The 16,126-nt window shown below is 66.7% G+C and carries 17 protein-coding genes; 5 read left to right on the forward strand and 12 right to left on the reverse strand.

Features of this window, described 5'->3' with window-relative positions; all coding sequences use genetic code 11:
• Positions 1-161 precede the first annotated feature (161 nt).
• Positions 162-1,061, forward strand: a complete 900-nt coding sequence (locus ACFWPX_RS00365; protein ID WP_378924555.1) for a LysR family transcriptional regulator — start codon at positions 162-164, stop codon at positions 1,059-1,061.
• Here the strand turns inward: ACFWPX_RS00365 and ACFWPX_RS00370 are convergent.
• Positions 1,034-2,875: an AMP-dependent synthetase/ligase gene (locus ACFWPX_RS00370; RefSeq protein ID WP_378924557.1), complete on the reverse strand. Its 1,842-nt coding sequence runs from the start codon at positions 2,873-2,875 to the stop codon at positions 1,034-1,036. The genes ACFWPX_RS00365 and ACFWPX_RS00370 overlap by 28 nt on opposite strands.
• 30 nt (positions 2,876-2,905) lie before the next feature.
• Complete coding sequence (locus ACFWPX_RS00375) at positions 2,906-4,201, reverse strand: DUF3533 domain-containing protein (RefSeq protein ID WP_378924559.1); 1,296 nt, start codon at positions 4,199-4,201, stop codon at positions 2,906-2,908.
• 78 nt (positions 4,202-4,279) lie between these two features.
• Between ACFWPX_RS00375 and ACFWPX_RS00380 the strand changes: the two genes are divergently transcribed.
• Complete coding sequence (locus ACFWPX_RS00380; protein ID WP_378924560.1) at positions 4,280-4,879, forward strand: TetR/AcrR family transcriptional regulator; 600 nt, start codon at positions 4,280-4,282, stop codon at positions 4,877-4,879.
• 56 nt (positions 4,880-4,935) lie between these two features.
• Here ACFWPX_RS00380 and ACFWPX_RS00385 read toward each other — a convergent pair whose 3' ends face one another.
• Positions 4,936-5,736, reverse strand: a complete 801-nt coding sequence (locus tag ACFWPX_RS00385) for a carbonic anhydrase (protein ID WP_378924562.1) — start codon at positions 5,734-5,736, stop codon at positions 4,936-4,938.
• Positions 5,737-5,990: 254 nt separating this feature from the next.
• On the opposite strand from ACFWPX_RS00385, the gene ACFWPX_RS00390 reads away from it, so the two are divergent.
• Positions 5,991-6,893 (forward strand): aminoglycoside phosphotransferase family protein, encoded by a 903-nt coding sequence (locus ACFWPX_RS00390; RefSeq protein ID WP_378924564.1) that lies wholly within the window; start codon positions 5,991-5,993, stop codon positions 6,891-6,893.
• 46 nt (positions 6,894-6,939) lie between these two features.
• On the opposite strand, the gene ACFWPX_RS00395 is transcribed toward ACFWPX_RS00390, so the two are convergent.
• Genes ACFWPX_RS00395 through ACFWPX_RS00430 form a run of 8 tightly spaced genes read right to left on the reverse strand, consistent with a single transcriptional unit; the run spans position 6,940 to position 13,093 of the window.
• The gene (locus tag ACFWPX_RS00395) at positions 6,940-7,356 is read right to left on the reverse strand and encodes a GNAT family N-acetyltransferase (RefSeq protein WP_378913640.1); all 417 of its coding nucleotides are present in this window, start codon (positions 7,354-7,356) and stop codon (positions 6,940-6,942) included.
• A 50-nt stretch (positions 7,357-7,406) separates the two neighbouring features.
• A complete protein-coding gene (locus tag ACFWPX_RS00400; RefSeq protein WP_378924566.1) occupies positions 7,407-9,788 on the reverse strand; it encodes an ATP-binding cassette domain-containing protein in 2,382 nt (793 codons plus the stop codon).
• 55 nt (positions 9,789-9,843) lie between these two features.
• Positions 9,844-10,254: a VOC family protein gene (locus ACFWPX_RS00405; RefSeq protein WP_378924568.1), complete on the reverse strand. Its 411-nt coding sequence runs from the start codon at positions 10,252-10,254 to the stop codon at positions 9,844-9,846.
• Positions 10,255-10,264: 10 nt separating this feature from the next.
• A complete protein-coding gene (locus ACFWPX_RS00410; RefSeq protein WP_378913637.1) occupies positions 10,265-10,708 on the reverse strand; it encodes a helix-turn-helix transcriptional regulator in 444 nt (147 codons plus the stop codon).
• Positions 10,709-10,738: 30 nt separating this feature from the next.
• Complete coding sequence (locus tag ACFWPX_RS00415; RefSeq protein WP_378924570.1) at positions 10,739-11,155, reverse strand: MerR family transcriptional regulator; 417 nt, start codon at positions 11,153-11,155, stop codon at positions 10,739-10,741.
• Between the two features lie 9 nt (positions 11,156-11,164).
• Complete coding sequence (locus tag ACFWPX_RS00420; RefSeq protein ID WP_378924572.1) at positions 11,165-11,710, reverse strand: class I SAM-dependent methyltransferase; 546 nt, start codon at positions 11,708-11,710, stop codon at positions 11,165-11,167.
• 17 nt (positions 11,711-11,727) lie between these two features.
• Positions 11,728-12,285, reverse strand: coding sequence for an isochorismatase family protein (locus ACFWPX_RS00425; RefSeq protein WP_378924574.1), 558 nt, complete (start codon positions 12,283-12,285; stop codon positions 11,728-11,730).
• Positions 12,286-12,304: 19 nt separating this feature from the next.
• Positions 12,305-13,093, reverse strand: coding sequence for a DUF1460 domain-containing protein (locus ACFWPX_RS00430; RefSeq protein ID WP_378924575.1), 789 nt, complete (start codon positions 13,091-13,093; stop codon positions 12,305-12,307).
• 305 nt (positions 13,094-13,398) lie between these two features.
• On the opposite strand from ACFWPX_RS00430, the gene ACFWPX_RS00435 reads away from it, so the two are divergent.
• A complete protein-coding gene (locus ACFWPX_RS00435; protein ID WP_378924577.1) occupies positions 13,399-14,448 on the forward strand; it encodes a glucose 1-dehydrogenase in 1,050 nt (349 codons plus the stop codon).
• A gap of 19 nt (positions 14,449-14,467) precedes the next feature.
• Here the strand turns inward: ACFWPX_RS00435 and ACFWPX_RS00440 are convergent, their stop codons facing one another.
• Entirely contained in the window at positions 14,468-15,199 is a 732-nt protein-coding gene (locus ACFWPX_RS00440; protein ID WP_378924579.1) for a DsbA family oxidoreductase, read from the reverse strand.
• Between the two features lie 176 nt (positions 15,200-15,375).
• Between ACFWPX_RS00440 and ACFWPX_RS00445 the strand changes: the two genes are divergently transcribed.
• Positions 15,376-16,119 carry a histidine phosphatase family protein gene (locus tag ACFWPX_RS00445; protein WP_378913630.1) on the forward strand — a complete coding sequence of 248 codons (744 nt, stop codon included), beginning with the start codon at positions 15,376-15,378 and terminating at the stop codon, positions 16,117-16,119.
• Positions 16,120-16,126 lie beyond the last annotated feature (7 nt).

Raw genomic sequence — 16,126 nt, forward strand, 5'->3', positions numbered from 1 at the left:
ATCAAGTCCCGATGTCGAATACCAATACCGAATTCGATTGGGCCTCAATAGGTGCCGATCAAGTAGGTACCTATTGAGGATGCCATTCGACCCGAGTGGGCGTCCAAGACCTATTTCAGCCGTGGTGATACCTTGAAGGCATCACCGGACAGGGAGGTTCCATGGATCTGGACCCGCGCAAACTGCGCTACTTCCTCGCCGTCGCCGACAGGCTGCACTTCGGCCGCGCCGCTGAAGAGCTGCATATCGCGCAGCCAGTGCTCAGTCGGCAGATCCGCGCGCTGGAACAGGATCTCGGCGCCTCGCTGTTCACCAGGGATCGCCACGGCGTTGCGCTGACCGACGCAGGCAGACAACTGCTGGCCGACGCCGGTCCGCTGCTCGCCGCCGCGGACGCGGTCCGCCACCGGGTGACCGTGGCCGCCCACGGAGGCCGGCGGCTGGCGGTCGGCTTCCGGACCGGCATTCCCGTCATACCGGCGGCCCGGGCGTTCGGGGCACGACATCCGGACGTGGTCGTCGACGTGCAGCGGATCGAATGGGATGACCAGGCCTCGATGCTGCTCGACGGCCGCATCGACGTCGGCTATGTGCGGCTGCCCATCGACGAGACCGGCCTGCGCATAACCCCGCTGTACACAGAGCCGCTCATGGTGGTGCTGCCGGTAGGCCACCGGTTGGCCGGCAAGGAGGAGGTCACCGAAGCCGACCTAGCCGGTGAGCCGCTGGTCTGGCATGCCGACCCGAGCACGCAGCCGACCAGGCGCCCGCACCCGGACTCCGGGCTCCGGGTGCGCGGCGTGGAGGAGAAGCTCGAGCACGTCGCGGCAGGCCGGGGCATCTCGTTCGTGGCGCGTTCGGAGACACTGTTCTACTCACGTCCGGACATCAGCTACATACCTATTCCGGAACTCGAGCCCGACCAGGTGTGCCTAGCGATGGCGGCATCGCGCACCTCGCCGCTGGCCGACGACTTCTTCACCGCGGCGCAAGCGACTGCCGAGATCACGGCAGAATGCGGGGACTACGAGGCTCATTCAGGCGGTCGCGTAGAAGCGTAGGAAGCACTACTTGCCGTGGCTGGGTCATAGATCTTGTCCACCTCGGTGGCGTACTTCTTCATGACCGCTGCGCGCTTGAGTGACATTTTGGGCGTCAGTTCGCCGGTTGCCTCGGTCCAGTCGACCGGCAGAATGCGGATCTTCTTGATCGCCTCGGCGTGTGACACCTTCTTGTTGGTGTCGGCGACCGCCGCGTCGATCTCCGCGGCGAGATCGGGGTTCTCGATCAGGGCCTCGTTCGAGGTGTCGGCGGGCAGGTTATGGCTTTGCTTCCATGCCGGGAGTACCTCGGGGTCGAGGGTGATCAGAGCACCGACGAACGGGCGGCCGTCGCCGACCACCATCGCCTGGCTGATCAGCGGGTGGGCGCGCAGCGAATCCTCCATCAGTCCCGGGGAGACGTTCTTTCCGCCCGCGGTGACGATGATTTCCTTCTTGCGGCCGGTGATGGTGAGGTAGCCGTCGCGGTCGATGGTGCCGAGATCGCCGGTCTCGAACCAGCCGCCGGCGAAGGCGTCCTCGGTGGCCTGGGGGTTGCCCCAGTATTCGTGGAATACGACCGGGCCGCGCAGCAGCAGCTCGCCGTCCTCGGCGATCTTGACGGCGTGGCCCTCGGTCGGGCGGCCGACGGTGCCGACCCGGGTGTTCGTGGGGGTGTTCACCGTGATCGCGGCGGTGGTCTCGGTGAGTCCGTAGCCCTCGTAGATCGGGATACCGACGCCGCGGAAGAAGTGACCCAGCCGCGCGCCGAGTGGTCCGCCACCGGACACCGCCGCCTCGCATCGTCCGCCGAGCGCGAGGCGCAGTGTGCGGTAGGCGAGTTTGTCGAACAGGGCGTGGCGGAGTCTGAGCACGACACTTGGGCCGCCGGTGTCCAGCGATTCGCTCCAAGCGATGGCAGTCTCGGTGGCCAGGTCGAAGATCTTGCCTTTACCGCCGGCGTGCGCCTTCTGCTTCGCGCCGTTGAAGACTTTTTCGAACACGCGTGGCACCGCGAGGATGAAATGCGGGCGGTAGCTGCCGAATTGGTCGACGAGCGTGGACCAGTCGGAACTGAATGCGACGACCACCTTGGCGTCGAGCGCGGCCAGCGTCACCGCGCGCGCGAAGACATGAGCGAGCGGCAGGAACATCAGTGTCTTGTTGCCCTGGGTGACGAACTCGCCCAGCGCGATGCGGTCGGATTTCGACTCCGCGTAGAGGTTCCCGTGTGTGAGGATGACGCCTTTGGGGCGGCCGGTGGTACCCGAGGTGTAGATCAAGGTCGCCGGGGAGCTCGCGCCGACCTCCGCGCGGCGGGTGTGGACGGTCGCGTCGTCGAGATGGGCGCCGCGAGTGGTCAATTCCTCGACGATGCCTTTGTCGATCTGCAGGATTTCGCGCAGCTCGGGCAGTGCGCTCGCGTCGATTTCCTCGATGATCCTGCGGTGTTTGTCGCTGTCGACGATCAGGAGCTTCGTCGCGGAGTCCTGCAGGATCCACTTGGCCTGTTCGGCGGCGGAGCTGTCGTAGATGGCGACGGTGCAGCCTCCGGTGGCCCAGATCGCGTGGTCGAGCACGACCCACTCGTAGCGGGTGGGTGCCATGATGGCCACGCGGTCGCCCGGTTCGATGCCGGTGGCGATGAGACCTTTGGCCACGTCGGTGACTGTTCGCGCGAATTCGGCAGCGGTGACGTCGGTGAGGCCGCCGCTGCCGTTCGAGACGTTGAACAGCACCGTGCGGGGTGAGTGCTCGGCGTGCAGGAACACACTGTCGGAGTTGTTCGCGTGTTCCGGAATCGTGTAGGAAGCCGGGGCTTCGAACTCATGCATCACAGGGGGCCTTCCACGTGGGTTGATCAGTTACTGCGCGGGCGCGTGCTCGATGCCCAGACGCAGCATTCCGCGCAGGTCGTAGGCGTTGGTGGCGACCACACCGACGATCAGGCCGATCGCGAGTCCGGCGAGGGTCATCCACAGACCCTGGGCCATGCCCGCTTCGAGGTGTCCGTCGAAGAACAGGATGGCGCGCACGGCCAGGTAGATCTGGTGCATGGGTTCGAAGGTGGCCATGTCGGCGATCCAGCGCGGGGTCGCCTCGAGCGGGATGGTGCCCGAGGACGACGGGATGCCGAGCACCACGAACACGATGAGGTTGATCATCAGGCCTGCCGTGCCGAAGGCGGCCATCACCGACAGGGCGGTGACCGCGATGGCGGCGACCGCCAGTGTGCCATAGAGAAACAGCATCAGTGGTCGCTCGATCGCCATGTTCAGCAGGGTGCCGACGCCGAGGAACACACCGGATGCCAGAGGGGCGCTGATGGCGGCGATCCCCCATTTGACGAGCAGGGTGCGCCATCGGCTGATCGGGGCAGGCGAGGTGGTCTTGTGCCATGGGCCGTATTCGGCGGGGATGTAGCCGAGTGAGGCGTCGACCAGCGAATTGATCATCATCGCGCCGCTGAAACCGACGATCAGCAGGACCAGGGTGTAGAAGAACGCCGCCAGGCCTTGGCCGGTGCCTTCGGGGAGCGGGTGATAGGCGGTGACCACGACGGCGATCGGCTCGGTGAGTTGCAGTCGGGCCGCGCCGCTGAGTGGTGTGGTGCCGACAGAGGCGCTGACCTGCTCGGCGAGTTGGGCGCCGACGGTGCTGTTCACCTGTGTCATGGCTTGGTCGGCGACGGTGTTCATGATCTGTGCGGCGAGAGTGCCCGCTCGTGGGTTGGTGAGCACGGAGATGATCGGCTGCTCGACCTCGCCCGGGACGATCGAGGCGGCGCCGAGGATGGCGACTCGCTTGGTGAAGTCGCCGGGGATCACGATGGCGCCGTAGACCTCGCCGTTCTGCAGCTGTCGCTGGGCTTCGTTGATGCCGAGTGGGCGCAGGTCGATCTTGTCGGCGGGGATGTCGTCGCTCAGTGCCGAGGCGATCTGTTCACCGATGTTGGCGGGCTTGCCCCCGACGGTGTCGCCGACGTCCTGGTTGACCAGGGCGATCGGGAAGTCGTGCAGATGCTTCTCGGGGTCGGCGGTGTAGCCGAGGTACATGGTGCCCAGCAGCGCCGCCAGGATGGTGACCAGGGTGATCGGGGCCAGCCATTCGCGGATCGGCATGCTGCGCTGCTTGCGGGTGGGCGCGGTGTTGTCAGTCATGGCCTACGTCAATGTAGTCAGCGACAACAAAGTAGTCAACGCAAACATTGGGTGGCCGTCGGATATCCTGCTCGTACCATGTCCCTGCACACCCCCTACCACCACGGCGACCTCCGCGCCGCGCTGCTGACGCGCGCCGAGGCGACGCTGCGCGAGGCCGGTGTGGATGGGCTGTCCCTGCGCCAGCTGGCCCGCGACACCGGCGTCAGCCATGCGGCGCCGAGTCGGCATTTCCGCGACAAGCAGGCACTACTGGACGCACTCGCGGTCACCGGGCTGGAGCGTCTCGGCGCCTGCTTCGAACAGGCCGTGATCGATGGGCCGATCACGGCACGCCTGCAGACGGTCGCCTATGCCTACCTGCGATTCGCCGTCGACAACCTCGAACTCCTGCCGCTGATGTTCGCGCGCCGGCACAATTCCACGTCCGCCGATATCCAGCAGGCCGTCGACCGCGCTTTCGCGGTCCCGATCGCCCTCATCGCCGAAGGTCAGGCCGCGGGCGAGATCGTCGCGGGCGACCCGAAACGTCTCGGTGTCACCGCCCTGGCCGCCCTGCAGGGCCTGGCCACCTTCGTCGGCTCCGGCTACACCGCCGACTACGACTCCGAACAGCTACTCGACGACCTGGTCCGGCACCTCACCCTTGGCCTACTCCCCCGGTCCTCCCCCAGCTGACGATCACAGAATGCGGCGCGGGCCGTCGACAGTGATCACATGTGAACGGATCCCTGTCAGTTGGATCCGGCGAGGACTACCGGGCGGCCGTTGAGCGGCTGCGTCGGTCGGTTGCTGTGCGGGAACAGTGCGCGGTAGTTGTCGACGTCGGCGACGGTGACCGGGGCGGGGTGGCGCAGGACGATCCACTCGACACCTTCGGTGCACGGGGGCGTGGTCAGGGAGCCCTGGTAGCGGAATTGGGCGAGGTCGGTGGGCAGGAATTCGCGCGGGTCGACGGTGGTGACAGCGCGGGTGAGACCTGAGCGGTTCGGTGTGGCGGTGAGTATTCGGCTCAGCGGGGTGGGCCCGGTGTGCGCGTTCAGGAGGACGGCGAGAACTGCCAGGCGGCCCGACCGGGCGGTGTGGACGAGATGCAGCTCCATGGCGGTGACGGTGCCGTCGACTGTGTGCTCACTGGGCAGGTGGAAGTGGAACTGGGTCAGGGTGAACGGTGTGCCGTCGACGACGATGTGATTGCCGGAGTCCGCCGGTACGGCCGCCTGGATCGTGTGCCCGTTGTTCAGCAAAGGCACCGCCGACATCGGCCGATAGTCGATCTCGATGTGGTCGGACGGGTGCAGTTCGGTGGGGCTGTCCAGGTCGATCGGTGATTGGGCGTGCCCGACTCGACATGTCGCGAAGCCACGATCGAGATCGGCCCAGCGCTCGGGCCCCTCGCCGTTGTAATCCCAGTGCGGCGTGCTGGTTGTAGCCGCTACCGAACCACCACACCCGGCGACGCCGAGCAGTGCCAGCGCGGCGAGCGCACTGCGGCGGGTGATCACAGGGCTGAGGTCATTGCGACGAACCGACACGGTACAGCTCCTTGCCAGGATTCTGCCGTCGGCCCGAGCCGATGACGTCCCGGGACGGCAGTCCGCGCATACCGAAATCAGCGAGCCGTCAACCTGTCCGATTTGCACCGAATATCCTTCTAGTGCAAGAGATTTCGACTACGCGCGGGATCACAGGCTATGCCCCTGATCCCTGCCCAGACCAGGCTCGACAACGGCGAGATACATCACATCGGCAGTGGCCGCGACCTGCCGAACGCACCTAGGGTCGGATCATGATCGACATTCCAGAGGTTTTCGCCCGCGAAACGATCAGTCGCGAAGGGGAACCCGGGCGGGCATGGATCGCGGCACTCCCCGGCCTGGCGGATGAGTTACTGCAACGGTGGTCGTGTACACCGGACGGGCCGGTCATGCACGGCAACGTCGGGATCGTCCTACCGGTGCGGCATCTGGATCTGCCGCCCGCGGTCGTGAAGATCTCTTTTCCGCACCCGGGCAATGTGTTCGAGCCCGACGCGTTCGCTACCTGGAACGGACGGGGTGCGGTGCGGTTGTTCGAACGCGATGACGAACGGTTCGCGATGCTCCTCGAGCGGACAGGACGCGGCACCCTGGCCGATATCTCCGACTTCGACGAGGCTGTCGGCACGCTCGGGCAACTGTCGCGTCGTCTGGCTATCGATGCTCCGGCCGGGCTGCCACGCTTGAGCGAGGTGGTTGCCGACTGGCCGGACGAGATCCGCACGACCGCCACCGAACTGGGCGATCCGATCCCCCGTCGCGTTCTGGATGCAGTCGCGGAGACCTTGCGCGATCTCGGTCCAGATCAGCCCCAGACGCTCGTCCACGGTGACCTCCACGATGCGAATGTCCTGGCGGGAGAACGTGAGCCTTGGCTCGCGATAGATCCCAAGGGATATGTCGGTGACCCTGCGTACGACACGATCACCGTGATCCGCAGCTATCGGTTCGCACCCCTGCTGTTCGCACCTGATCCGGCCGCCGGTATCGGTCGCGGACTGGACTTGTATTGCGAGGCGGCAGGGATCGACCGTGATCGTGCTCGTCGTTGGGCGCAGGTGCGTGCGGTCAAGGCTGCGCTCTGGGGCCGTCGCCACGGCGATCCCGGCTGGTTGATCCAAGCGACCGACCAGCTGATCGAGATCCTGAGCTGATTGCGCGATCGGCGGACTCCCGATTCGGCGAGTGGTCGGTTGCGGTTCAGGCGGGGTTGGTCGGCCAGTTCTTTTCCATCCACTGGTCCGGTTTGGGGTGGGGGGTGAAGCCGTAGGGGCGGTATAGGTCGTGGGCGTCGCCGGTTGCCAGGGCCATGCGACGTAGGCCCCAGGTGTCCGCGTCTGCCATGATGCGGTCGAGGAGGAGTTTGCCGATGCCTTTTCCGCGCTGGGGGCGGTCGACGTAGACGTCGGAGAGCCAGGCGAAGGTGGTGCGGTCGGTGACCAGGCGGGCGAAGGCGATCTGGGAGCCGTCCTGGAACACGCTGTAGGGCAGGGAGTTCTCGACCAGGCGTTCGATGCGGTCGCGGCTGCGGCCGAGGGCCCAGTAGGCGTCGGTGGACAGGCGATGGTGGAGCCAGTCGAGGTCGACGGCGGCGGGATCGGTGGAGATCTCGAGCATCGGTCCAGAGTAAGTGCGGCCGGGCTCGAGGTGAGTCCGGCCGCACTCGGTCAGGCGCCTACGTAGGTGGCCAGGTGTTCACCGGTGAGGGTGGAGCGCGCCTCGACGAGGTCGGCGGGAGTGCCTTCGAAGACGATGTGGCCGCCGTCGTGGCCTGCGCCGGGGCCCAGGTCGATGATCCAGTCGGCGTGGGCCATCACGGCCTGGTGGTGTTCGACGACGATGACGGACTTGCCGGATTCGACGAGTCGGTCGAGCAGGCCGAGGAGTTGTTCGACGTCGGCCAGGTGCAGGCCGGTGGTCGGTTCGTCGAGGATGTAGACGCCGCCCTTGTCGGACATATGGGTGGCGAGCTTGAGGCGCTGGCGTTCGCCGCCGGACAGGGTCGTCAGTGGCTGGCCGATGGTGAGATAGCCGAGCCCGACTTCGGTGAGGTGGGTGAGGATCTTGTGGGCGGCGGGAGTGCGGGCTTCGCCTTCGCCGAAGAAGTCGCGGGCATCGTCGACGGGCATGGCGAGCACTTCGCTGATGTTCTTGCCCGCGAAGGTGTACTCGAGGACCTCGGCCATGAAGCGTTTGCCCTCACACACCTCACACATGGTCGAGACGCCGGCCATCATCGCCAGGTCGGTGTAGACCACGCCCGCACCGTTGCAGTTGGGGCAGGCACCTTCGGAGTTGGCGCTGAACAGGGCGGGTTTGGCGCCGGTGGCCTTGGCGAAGGCTTTGCGGATGTGGTCGAGCAGGCCGGTGTAGGTGGCGGGGTTGCTGCGCCGCGAGCCCTTGATCGGGGTCTGGTCGATGTTGATGACGCCTTCGTCGGTCGGGATCGAGCCGTGGACCAGCGAGCTCTTGCCCGAGCCCGCGACGCCGGTGATCGCGACCAGGATGCCGAGGGGGATGTCGACGTCGACCTTGTCGAGATTATTGGCGGTGGCGCCGCGAATCTGCAAGGCGCTGTCGGACTTTCGCACCGAGTCCTTGACCGAGGCGCGGTCGTCGAAGTGGCGGCCGGTGACGGTGTCGCTGGCGCGCAGCCCCTCGACGGTGCCTTCGAAGCAGATGGTACCGCCCTTGGAGCCCGCAGCAGGCCCGAGATCGACGATATGGTCGGCGATCACGATCGTTTCGGGCTTGTGCTCGACGACGAGCACGGTGTTGCCCTTGTCGCGCAGGCGCAGCAGCAGCCCGTTCATCCGCTGGATGTCGTGCGGGTGCAGGCCCGCGGTGGGCTCGTCGAAGACGTAGGTGACGTCGGTGAGGGAGGAGCCGAGATGGCGAATCATCTTGACGCGCTGCGCTTCACCGCCGGACAGGGTGCCCGAGGAGCGCGACAGCGACAGGTAGCCGAGGCCGATCTCGACGAACGAGTCCAGGGTTTGGCGCAGCGATTCCAGCAGCGGCGCCACCGACGGGTCGTCGACCTCCTTGACCCATTCGGCGAGGTCGGTGATCTGCATGGCGCAGGCGTCGGCGATGCTGATGCCGTTGACCTTCGACGAGCGCGCTTCGGCCGAGAGCCGGGTGCCGTCGCAGTCGGGGCAGGTACCGAACGTGACAGCGCGTTCGACGAAGGCGCGCACGTGCGGCTGCAGCGCTTCGACGTCCTTGGACAGCATCGACTTGCGGATCTTGGGAATCAAGCCCTCGTAGGTGAGGTTGATGCCCTCGACCTTGACCTTGGTCGGTTCCTTGTAGAGCAGGTCGGCGAGCTGCTTCTTGGTGTACTTCTTGATCGGCTTGGCAGGGTCGAAGAAGCCGCTGCCCTTGTAGATACGGCCCATCCACCCGTCCATGCTGTAACCGGGGATGGTGAACGGGCCCTCGTCGAGTGACTTGTTCTCGTCGTAGAGCTGGGTGAGGTCGATGTCGTTGACGTGACCCTTGCCCTCACAGGTGGGACACATGCCGCCGGTGATGGAGAAGCTGCGGCGTTCCTTGACGGTGACACCGTGCTTCTCGACCTCGACCGCACCCGCGCCGCTGATCGAGGCGACATTGAAAGAGAACGCCTGCGAGGACCCGATGTGCGGGTCGCCGAGGCGGCTGAACAGGATTCGCAGCATCGCGTTGGCGTCGGTGACGGTGCCGACTGTGGAGCGCGGGTTCGCGCCAAGGCGGGACTGATCGACCAGGATGGCTGTGGTCAGTCCCTCCAGCACGTCGACGTCGGGGCGCGATTGGCTGGGCATGAAGCCCTGCACGAACGCGCTGTAGGTCTCGTTGATCAGGCGCTGTGATTCGGCGGCGATGGTGCCGAAGACCAGGGAGCTCTTGCCGGATCCGGAAACGCCGGTGAAGACGGTCAGCCTGCGCTTGGGGATCTCGATGCTCACATCGCGCAGGTTGTTGACGCGTGCGCCGTGCACACGGATCAGGTCGTGGCTGTCGGCCGGCTCTATGGTGGTGCCGGTCTTCTTGGCCGTGCTCATGGGTCTCCCTCGATCAGTCGACATCGCCGGATATCGAATCTACCGGCGCGGTGGCCTACTTGGCCTGCTGGATCCGGACCATATTTCCGGCGGGGTCACGGAAGGCACAGTCGCGGACACCATAGGGCTGATCGGTGGGTTCCTGGACGACCTCGATCTCGCCTGCCTGCAGCTTTTCGAACAGGCCGTCGAGGTCTTCGGTGGCGAGGTTGATGGCGGCGTAGGTGCCTTTGGCCATCATCTCGCTGATGACGCGGCGTTCCTCGTCGGTGATGCCGGGGTCGGCGGCCGGTGGATGCAGCACGATCGAGGTGTCTGGCTGACCCGCGGGGCCGACGGTGATCCACCGCATCCCGTTGTAGCCGACGTCGTTGCGCACCTCGAAGCCGAGCGCGTCGCGGTAGAAGGCGAGGGCGGCGTCGGGGTCGTCCTGCGGCAGGTAGGTCTGGTGAATGGTGAGGTTCATGGCGACCACGCTAATTGCCGGTCGGAGCCGAAGCTTCTCGATTCCTGATCGGTCTGGTCACCTTCTTGACCACGCACGACGGCATCCCCGCGGTCTGTTCGTCCTGCTGCTGCTTGTAGACGCTGGGCGGCACGCCCACGAGTTCGGTGAAGCGGGTACTGAAGGTGCCCAGCGAGGACGACCCGACCGCGAAACACACCTCGGTGACACTCAGATCGCCGCGACGCAGCAGTGCCATGGCACGTTCGATACGGCGGGTCATGAGGTAGGAATACGGCGATTCGCCATACGCGAGCCGGAACTGGCGGCTGAGGTGTCCGGCCGACATGTGTACGCCGCGGGCGAGCGCTTCGACGTCGAGTGGCTGGGCGTATTCGCGGTCGATGCGGTCGCGCACGCGACGCAGCAGCGCGAGGTCGCGCAGATGCTGTGGTTTCGCGGGGGTGCCGGTCATATCCGCGATCGTCCCACGTCGGGGCGATTTTCAGGACAGCGGCCCGCGGCGGGTGTCGAGGACCATGGTGAGTTCGGCGCGGAAGTGGGGGCAGGTGCGGAAGTCCTCGGCGTCGCACTCGAGGACGTGGGTGACGGCATCGAGGGCGGAGCGGGTGCGGGCGATCTTTTCGGTGAGGCGGTCACGGTGGGCCTCTAGTACTTCGCGGCGGGTGGTGCGGTCGGGGGCGTGGGTGAACAGGACGGCGAGATCGTCGAGGGACAAGCCGGCCTTCTTGCCGAGCACGATCATCGCGATGGTGTCGATATCGGTGCCGCGGTAGTGGCGGCGTCCGGCCGAGTCACGGAGTGGACAGAGCAGTCCGCGGTCTTCCCAGTGGCGCAGGACGTGGGTCGCCAGCCCGAACCGCGCCGCCACCGCACCGATCGTGGTGTGTTCCTCGGCCATCCGCCGAGCCTATGCGGTGACGCGGAAGCAGGTGATCACGGCGGCGGGATGCCATGGCAGACGGACTGTTTCGGTGTCGACCGAGCCGAAGACCGCACCGAGGACGCGTCGGATCTCGCGGGTTCGGGCGAAGCGGAAATCGTAGATCCCGGCGGTGCCGCCCGGCCGGAGCACGCGACGCAGTTCGGTGGCGGCAGCGGGCAGGTCCGGCCATTCGTGCATGCTCAGGCTCGAGACGGCGAGGTCGATGCTCGCATCGGGGTGGGGCAGGTCGCTGACGTCGGCGACGGCCAGTTCCACCGTGTGCCCGGCGAGCGTGCGGCGGGCGATCTCGATCATGTGCGGGGACAGGTCGATCCCGTGCAGGTGCAGGTCGGGTCGGCGAGCTGCCAAGTGCGACAGGAGCTTTCCCGGACCCGTACCGAGGTCGATAACGGTGGCCGAGTCGGTGGTGCGGGCGTCGATGTCGGTGGCGATCCGGCGGTACAGGCCGGTGAGGAGCCGGGTGGCGCGACGGTCGTAGCCAAGGCTCTGTTCGTATCCGAAGGTGGTCATGGGACCACCGTGCGTGTTCAGGCCGACCTGAAGTCAAGCTCTCCGGTCGGGCGGACGGTGGCGGTGCGCCCCGGCGCTTGCTGGAACTGCCAGTACAGGTTCGTATGGGCGATGACATCCTCGGGTTTCGGTGCGCCCCAACGGGTCTTGTCCGAGGTGGTGTGGGCGTCGGCGACGAGAGTGACGTCGTAGCCGCGGACGAAGGCGCCGTGGATGGTGGAGCGGACACACGCGTCGGTGTCGGCGCCGGTGACGACCAGGTGGCCCGCGTTCGCGGCGGCGAGGAGCACCTCGAGCTCGGTGTCTTCGAACGAGTCGCCATAGCGTTTGTGGACCAGCGGCTCGCTGTCGGCGCGGGCGAGTTCGGGGACGTAGCGCCAGGGGTCGGTGCCCTCGACCAGGTCTTCGGAGCGGTGCTGGATCCAGATGATCGGGAGATCGGCGATGCGTGCCCGGTCGACCAGAGTGTTGATGTTGGCGACGACCTCGTCGCGGCGGTGCGCTTCGTCGACGACACCGTTCTGGACGTCGACGACGAGCAGTGCGGTGTTCGGACGGTTGGGCAGCGTGGTCATGGCGATTCCTTGGCGGTGGTCAGAGCGGGCGCAGGACGACGATGCCGGGAACGGTCCGCAGGTAGTCGGTCAAAGGAGTGTCGACGACCTGGTTGTTCGCGGCGAGGGAGGAGGCGTTGCGGAAGACGGGGCCGGTAGCGGTTTGGACGATGAAGCCGACGTGGGTGACATCGAGGCCGGCATCCGGGGTGTAGGCACCGAGGTAGTCACCCGTGCGAAGGGCGCCCGACACTGCCCCGTCGACAGCAGCCGAGGGGATATGGGTGACCGCGCGCTCGACCACGGGAACACTGGGCAGGTAGGTGCTGCCGTCGGCTTTCGCGTTGAGATGCTTGGTGGTGGTGACGGCTGCGGGACTCAGACTCGCGGTGATGTCGGTCGCCGCCAGGCGCTCCCGGGTGGCCCAGTCGGTGAAGAAGTGCTTGCGCTGGGCGAACTCGACGCGGCCGTCGATATAGCGGGTGGCGATCAGGTTGGTGAGGAACTGGTCGCGGTCGGCGGAGCGGGAGGCGGCGTCGATGTAGTCGAGGTAGGTGAAGCAGTCCACGCGGCGCAAGTCGACGACGAGCTGTTCGGGCTCGGTGGCCGAGCCGATCAGCATATTCGCGCCATAGGGGGTGCCGAGCAGGCGTGCGGAGAGGCGTTCGATGAGTTCGCCACGGCCGAGATTGCCGGATTCGGCGCGCACAGTGAGCAGTTCGTCGATCTTGCGGGCAGTGGCATCGTCGACGGACGGGGCGGCCGAGGCCGGTGCGAGCGCGCACACGAGCGCGGCGAGCACGAGCAGGATCCGGACGATGATGCGCAAGACGCCTCCAGCTGGCCACGGGTCGATCGGTGCGAGCGCTGTCCACCGTAGCCGAGGCGGCCGACACGATTGCTGTGTCGGAGATACCCGGTGCCGTCACGAGTGTCGCGTACGTGCGGCGGCGGTCGATGATGCCGATTGTTCGCGAATGGTCTCGTATCGACCGATCGGTGGGTTGTTCGCGTACCGTTGCCGCAGGTAGTCCGTGTTCGCGGCGAGTTCGCGATGGGGTGCTCCCCGGGTGTCGTGGATGTGGTTCGTGCAGACGTCGACCGTTGGCCCGTGCGGGCGGAAGGGATGCCGAAATGCGTGCGTTGACCGTGGTTCCCATGCAGAAGCAATCATTGCTGGTGGAGGACGTACCCGATCCGGACGTCGGCCCCGGCGAGTTGCTCGTCGACGGGATCTCGCTGGGCATCTGCGGTACCGACCGCGATATCGCGCAGGGCAACTACGGCTGGCTGCCCCCGGGCAAGTCACGGATGGTGCTCGGCCACGAATCTCTGGGCAGAGTGAAGACGGTGCCAGAGGGCAGCAAGTTCGCTCCGGGCGATCTCGTCGTCGGGATCGTGCGCAGGCCGGATCCGGTGCCGTGTGGGGCGTGCGCGCGCGGGCAGTGGGACATGTGCCGCAACGGGCTGTATGTGGAGCGCGGGATCAAGGAGATCGACGGGTACGGGTCGACGGTCTGGGCTGTGCGCGAGGACTTCGCGGTCACGCTCGATCCGGCGTTGGAGAAGGTCGGCGTGCTGTTGGAGCCGATGACAGTGGTCGCCAAAGCGTGGGATCAGATCGAGAAGATCAACAACCGCGCCTGGTTCGATCCGCGCACGGTCCTGGTCACCGGCGCCGGGCCGATCGGCTTGTTGGCGGCCTTGCTCGGGCAGCAACGCGGACTCGACGTGCACGTCCTCGACCGCGCGCGTAGCGGATTGAAAGAAGATCTGGTCACAGCGCTGGGCGCCACGTTCCACACAGGGACGGCGGCGGCCGCCGCGGCGGCGATCCGGCCCGACATCGTGATCGAGGCAACCGGTGCGCCCGCGGTGGCGTTGCAGGCGATGGAGATCGACAATCCCGGGGTGATCATCTGCTTGACCGGGGTGACGACGCCCGGTGTCGACACCGAAGTCGATGTGGGCGGGTTGAACCGCAATATCGTGCTCGGCAACACACTGGTGTTCGGTTCGGTGAACGCGAACCGCCACCACTACGAGCAAGGTGCGGAGGCGCTGGCCAAAGCGGACGCGTCGTGGCTGGAACGGCTGATCACCCGGCGACTGCCGCTGGAGAAGGCGATCGAGGCGTTCGACCCGGGTGGGTCCGATATCAAGGTCGTCATCGACCTGGCGTGACTCCGTCAGTCCGCGGTGCTCAGTCGACCGCCGCGGATCCGGTGGCGGGGACCGCGCAGCCGTCGGGGCCGCAGGCGTCGCCGTCGGCGATGAGCTGGGGGGTGGGTCGATCGTTCCACGCGGTATTCAGTGCCCGGGTGAAGGTTTCGGGCGGCTGAGCGCCCGAGACCGCGTACTTGCCGTCGAAGACGAAGAACGGGACACCGGTGGCGCCGAGCGCGGCGGCTTCGGCTTCGTCGCGGCGGACCGCGTCGGCGTAGGCGTCGGGGTCGGCCAGCACCCCGCGTGCCGAGTCCTCATCCAGGCCCGCGCGTACGGCCAGCGCCACGAGACGTTCGGTGTCACCGAAGACGGGGTCGGGCTCGGCGAAGTTGCCTGCGTAGAGCGCGTCGAGCATGGCATCCTGTTTGCCCTGGTCGAGGGCGAAGTGCAGGAGCCGGTGCATGTCGAAGCTGTTGCCGGAGTCGCGGCCCGAGGTTCGGTAGGGCAGACCCATCGCCGCGGCTTGGGCACCGATGCCGCGTTCGTTGGCGGCGGCCTGGTCGACGGTGATGCCGTATTTCTCGGCGATCGCCGCGATGACCGGGCGCGTGGAACCGGCGGGCAGCGTCGGATCGAGTTCGAAGGACCTGTGCACCACCTCGACGTCGTCACGGTGCGCGAAGTCGGCCAGCGCTTGTTCGAAGCGGGCCTTACCCAGGTAGCAGAACGGGCAATTGATGTCGGTCCAGATCTCTACTGTGGTGGACAAGCGGGCCTCCTGCGGCACATCTCGAGTGCGGCGGCGGTCCGCCGAACAGTTCTGGACAGGCGTTCGAATTCGGGGAGTGCAACGCCGGCAACGAAGCCGCTATTCCCCTGGCGCGTCCGGGCACGACGGGACGAGCGCGAAGGACATCGATGGGGTTCGAGCAGCGGAGGGGGTGGGTGCAGGTGCCCGAAGGATTGGTGGTGCCGCGCGCGCTGGGTGGGCTGTGGGCGGTGCGGCACGCGCAGAGTGAGGCCAACGCCTGGTTCGCCGACCCGGCGACCGAGCAGCGGCCGATGCGTGGGACCGACTCCGGGGTGGAATTGACCGAGTACGGGCAGTGGCAGGCGCAATGTCTCGGAGACTGGCTGGCCGGGTTGGCCGGAGTGCAGCGGCCCACGCTGGTGGTCTGCTCCCCCTACCTGCGCACCCGAGTCACCTGGGCGGTGATGGCCGAGGCGGCCGCCACCCGCAATCGGCACCTGCGCCCGATCCGCACCCTGGTCGACGAGCGGTTGCGCGATCGGGAGATGGGGGTGTTCGAACTGCATCCGTATCGGGCGATCCGCCGACGCGCACCCGAGGAGGGCGCGCGCCGTGAATTGGTCGGCAACTGGGTGTATCGCCCGCCGGGCGGGGAATCGTTGGCCGATGTGGCGTTGCGGGTGCGCAGTTTCCTCGACGAGCTGGATGTGGTCGCCGCGGGCGAGCAGGTGCTGGTGGTGACCCATGACGCGGTGGTGGTGTCGTTGCGCTACATCCTCGAGGGACTCGGTGCGCCGGTACCGGATTCGCTCGAACCGGTACCGAACGCGTCGGTGTCGCAGTGGCGGCGCGAGGGCCCGCGACTGGCATTGCGTGTCTGGGGCTCGGTCGACCATCTGGAGATCGACCGCCTGGAGATCGACGAGGAAACAGGATAGGGCCCAT

It is taken from the genome of Nocardia sp. NPDC058518 (assembly GCF_042719655.1).
GTDB lineage: Bacteria > Actinomycetota > Actinomycetes > Mycobacteriales > Mycobacteriaceae > Nocardia.

What these genes read in the sequence shown, in the direction of transcription:
- ACFWPX_RS00425 (WP_378924574.1), bottom strand. Translation starts at nt 12,285, where the DNA reads ATGACCACGCTGCCCAACCGTCCGAACACCGCACTGCTCGTCGTCGAC.
- ACFWPX_RS00395 (WP_378913640.1), bottom strand. Translation starts at nt 7,356, where the DNA reads ATGCTCGAGATCTCCACCGATCCCGCCGCCGTCGACCTCGACTGGCTC.
- ACFWPX_RS00410 (WP_378913637.1), bottom strand. Translation starts at nt 10,708, where the DNA reads ATGACCGGCACCCCCGCGAAACCACAGCATCTGCGCGACCTCGCGCTG.
- ACFWPX_RS00370 (WP_378924557.1), bottom strand. Translation starts at nt 2,875, where the DNA reads ATGCATGAGTTCGAAGCCCCGGCTTCCTACACGATTCCGGAACACGCG.
- ACFWPX_RS00375 (WP_378924559.1), bottom strand. Translation starts at nt 4,201, where the DNA reads ATGACTGACAACACCGCGCCCACCCGCAAGCAGCGCAGCATGCCGATC.
- ACFWPX_RS00380 (WP_378924560.1), top strand. Translation starts at nt 4,280, where the DNA reads ATGTCCCTGCACACCCCCTACCACCACGGCGACCTCCGCGCCGCGCTG.
- ACFWPX_RS00420 (WP_378924572.1), bottom strand. Translation starts at nt 11,710, where the DNA reads ATGACCACCTTCGGATACGAACAGAGCCTTGGCTACGACCGTCGCGCC.
- ACFWPX_RS00365 (WP_378924555.1), top strand. Translation starts at nt 162, where the DNA reads ATGGATCTGGACCCGCGCAAACTGCGCTACTTCCTCGCCGTCGCCGAC.
- ACFWPX_RS00435 (WP_378924577.1), top strand. Translation starts at nt 13,399, where the DNA reads ATGCGTGCGTTGACCGTGGTTCCCATGCAGAAGCAATCATTGCTGGTG.
- ACFWPX_RS00400 (WP_378924566.1), bottom strand. Translation starts at nt 9,788, where the DNA reads ATGAGCACGGCCAAGAAGACCGGCACCACCATAGAGCCGGCCGACAGC.
- ACFWPX_RS00405 (WP_378924568.1), bottom strand. Translation starts at nt 10,254, where the DNA reads ATGAACCTCACCATTCACCAGACCTACCTGCCGCAGGACGACCCCGAC.
- ACFWPX_RS00390 (WP_378924564.1), top strand. Translation starts at nt 5,991, where the DNA reads ATGATCGACATTCCAGAGGTTTTCGCCCGCGAAACGATCAGTCGCGAA.
- ACFWPX_RS00415 (WP_378924570.1), bottom strand. Translation starts at nt 11,155, where the DNA reads ATGGCCGAGGAACACACCACGATCGGTGCGGTGGCGGCGCGGTTCGGG.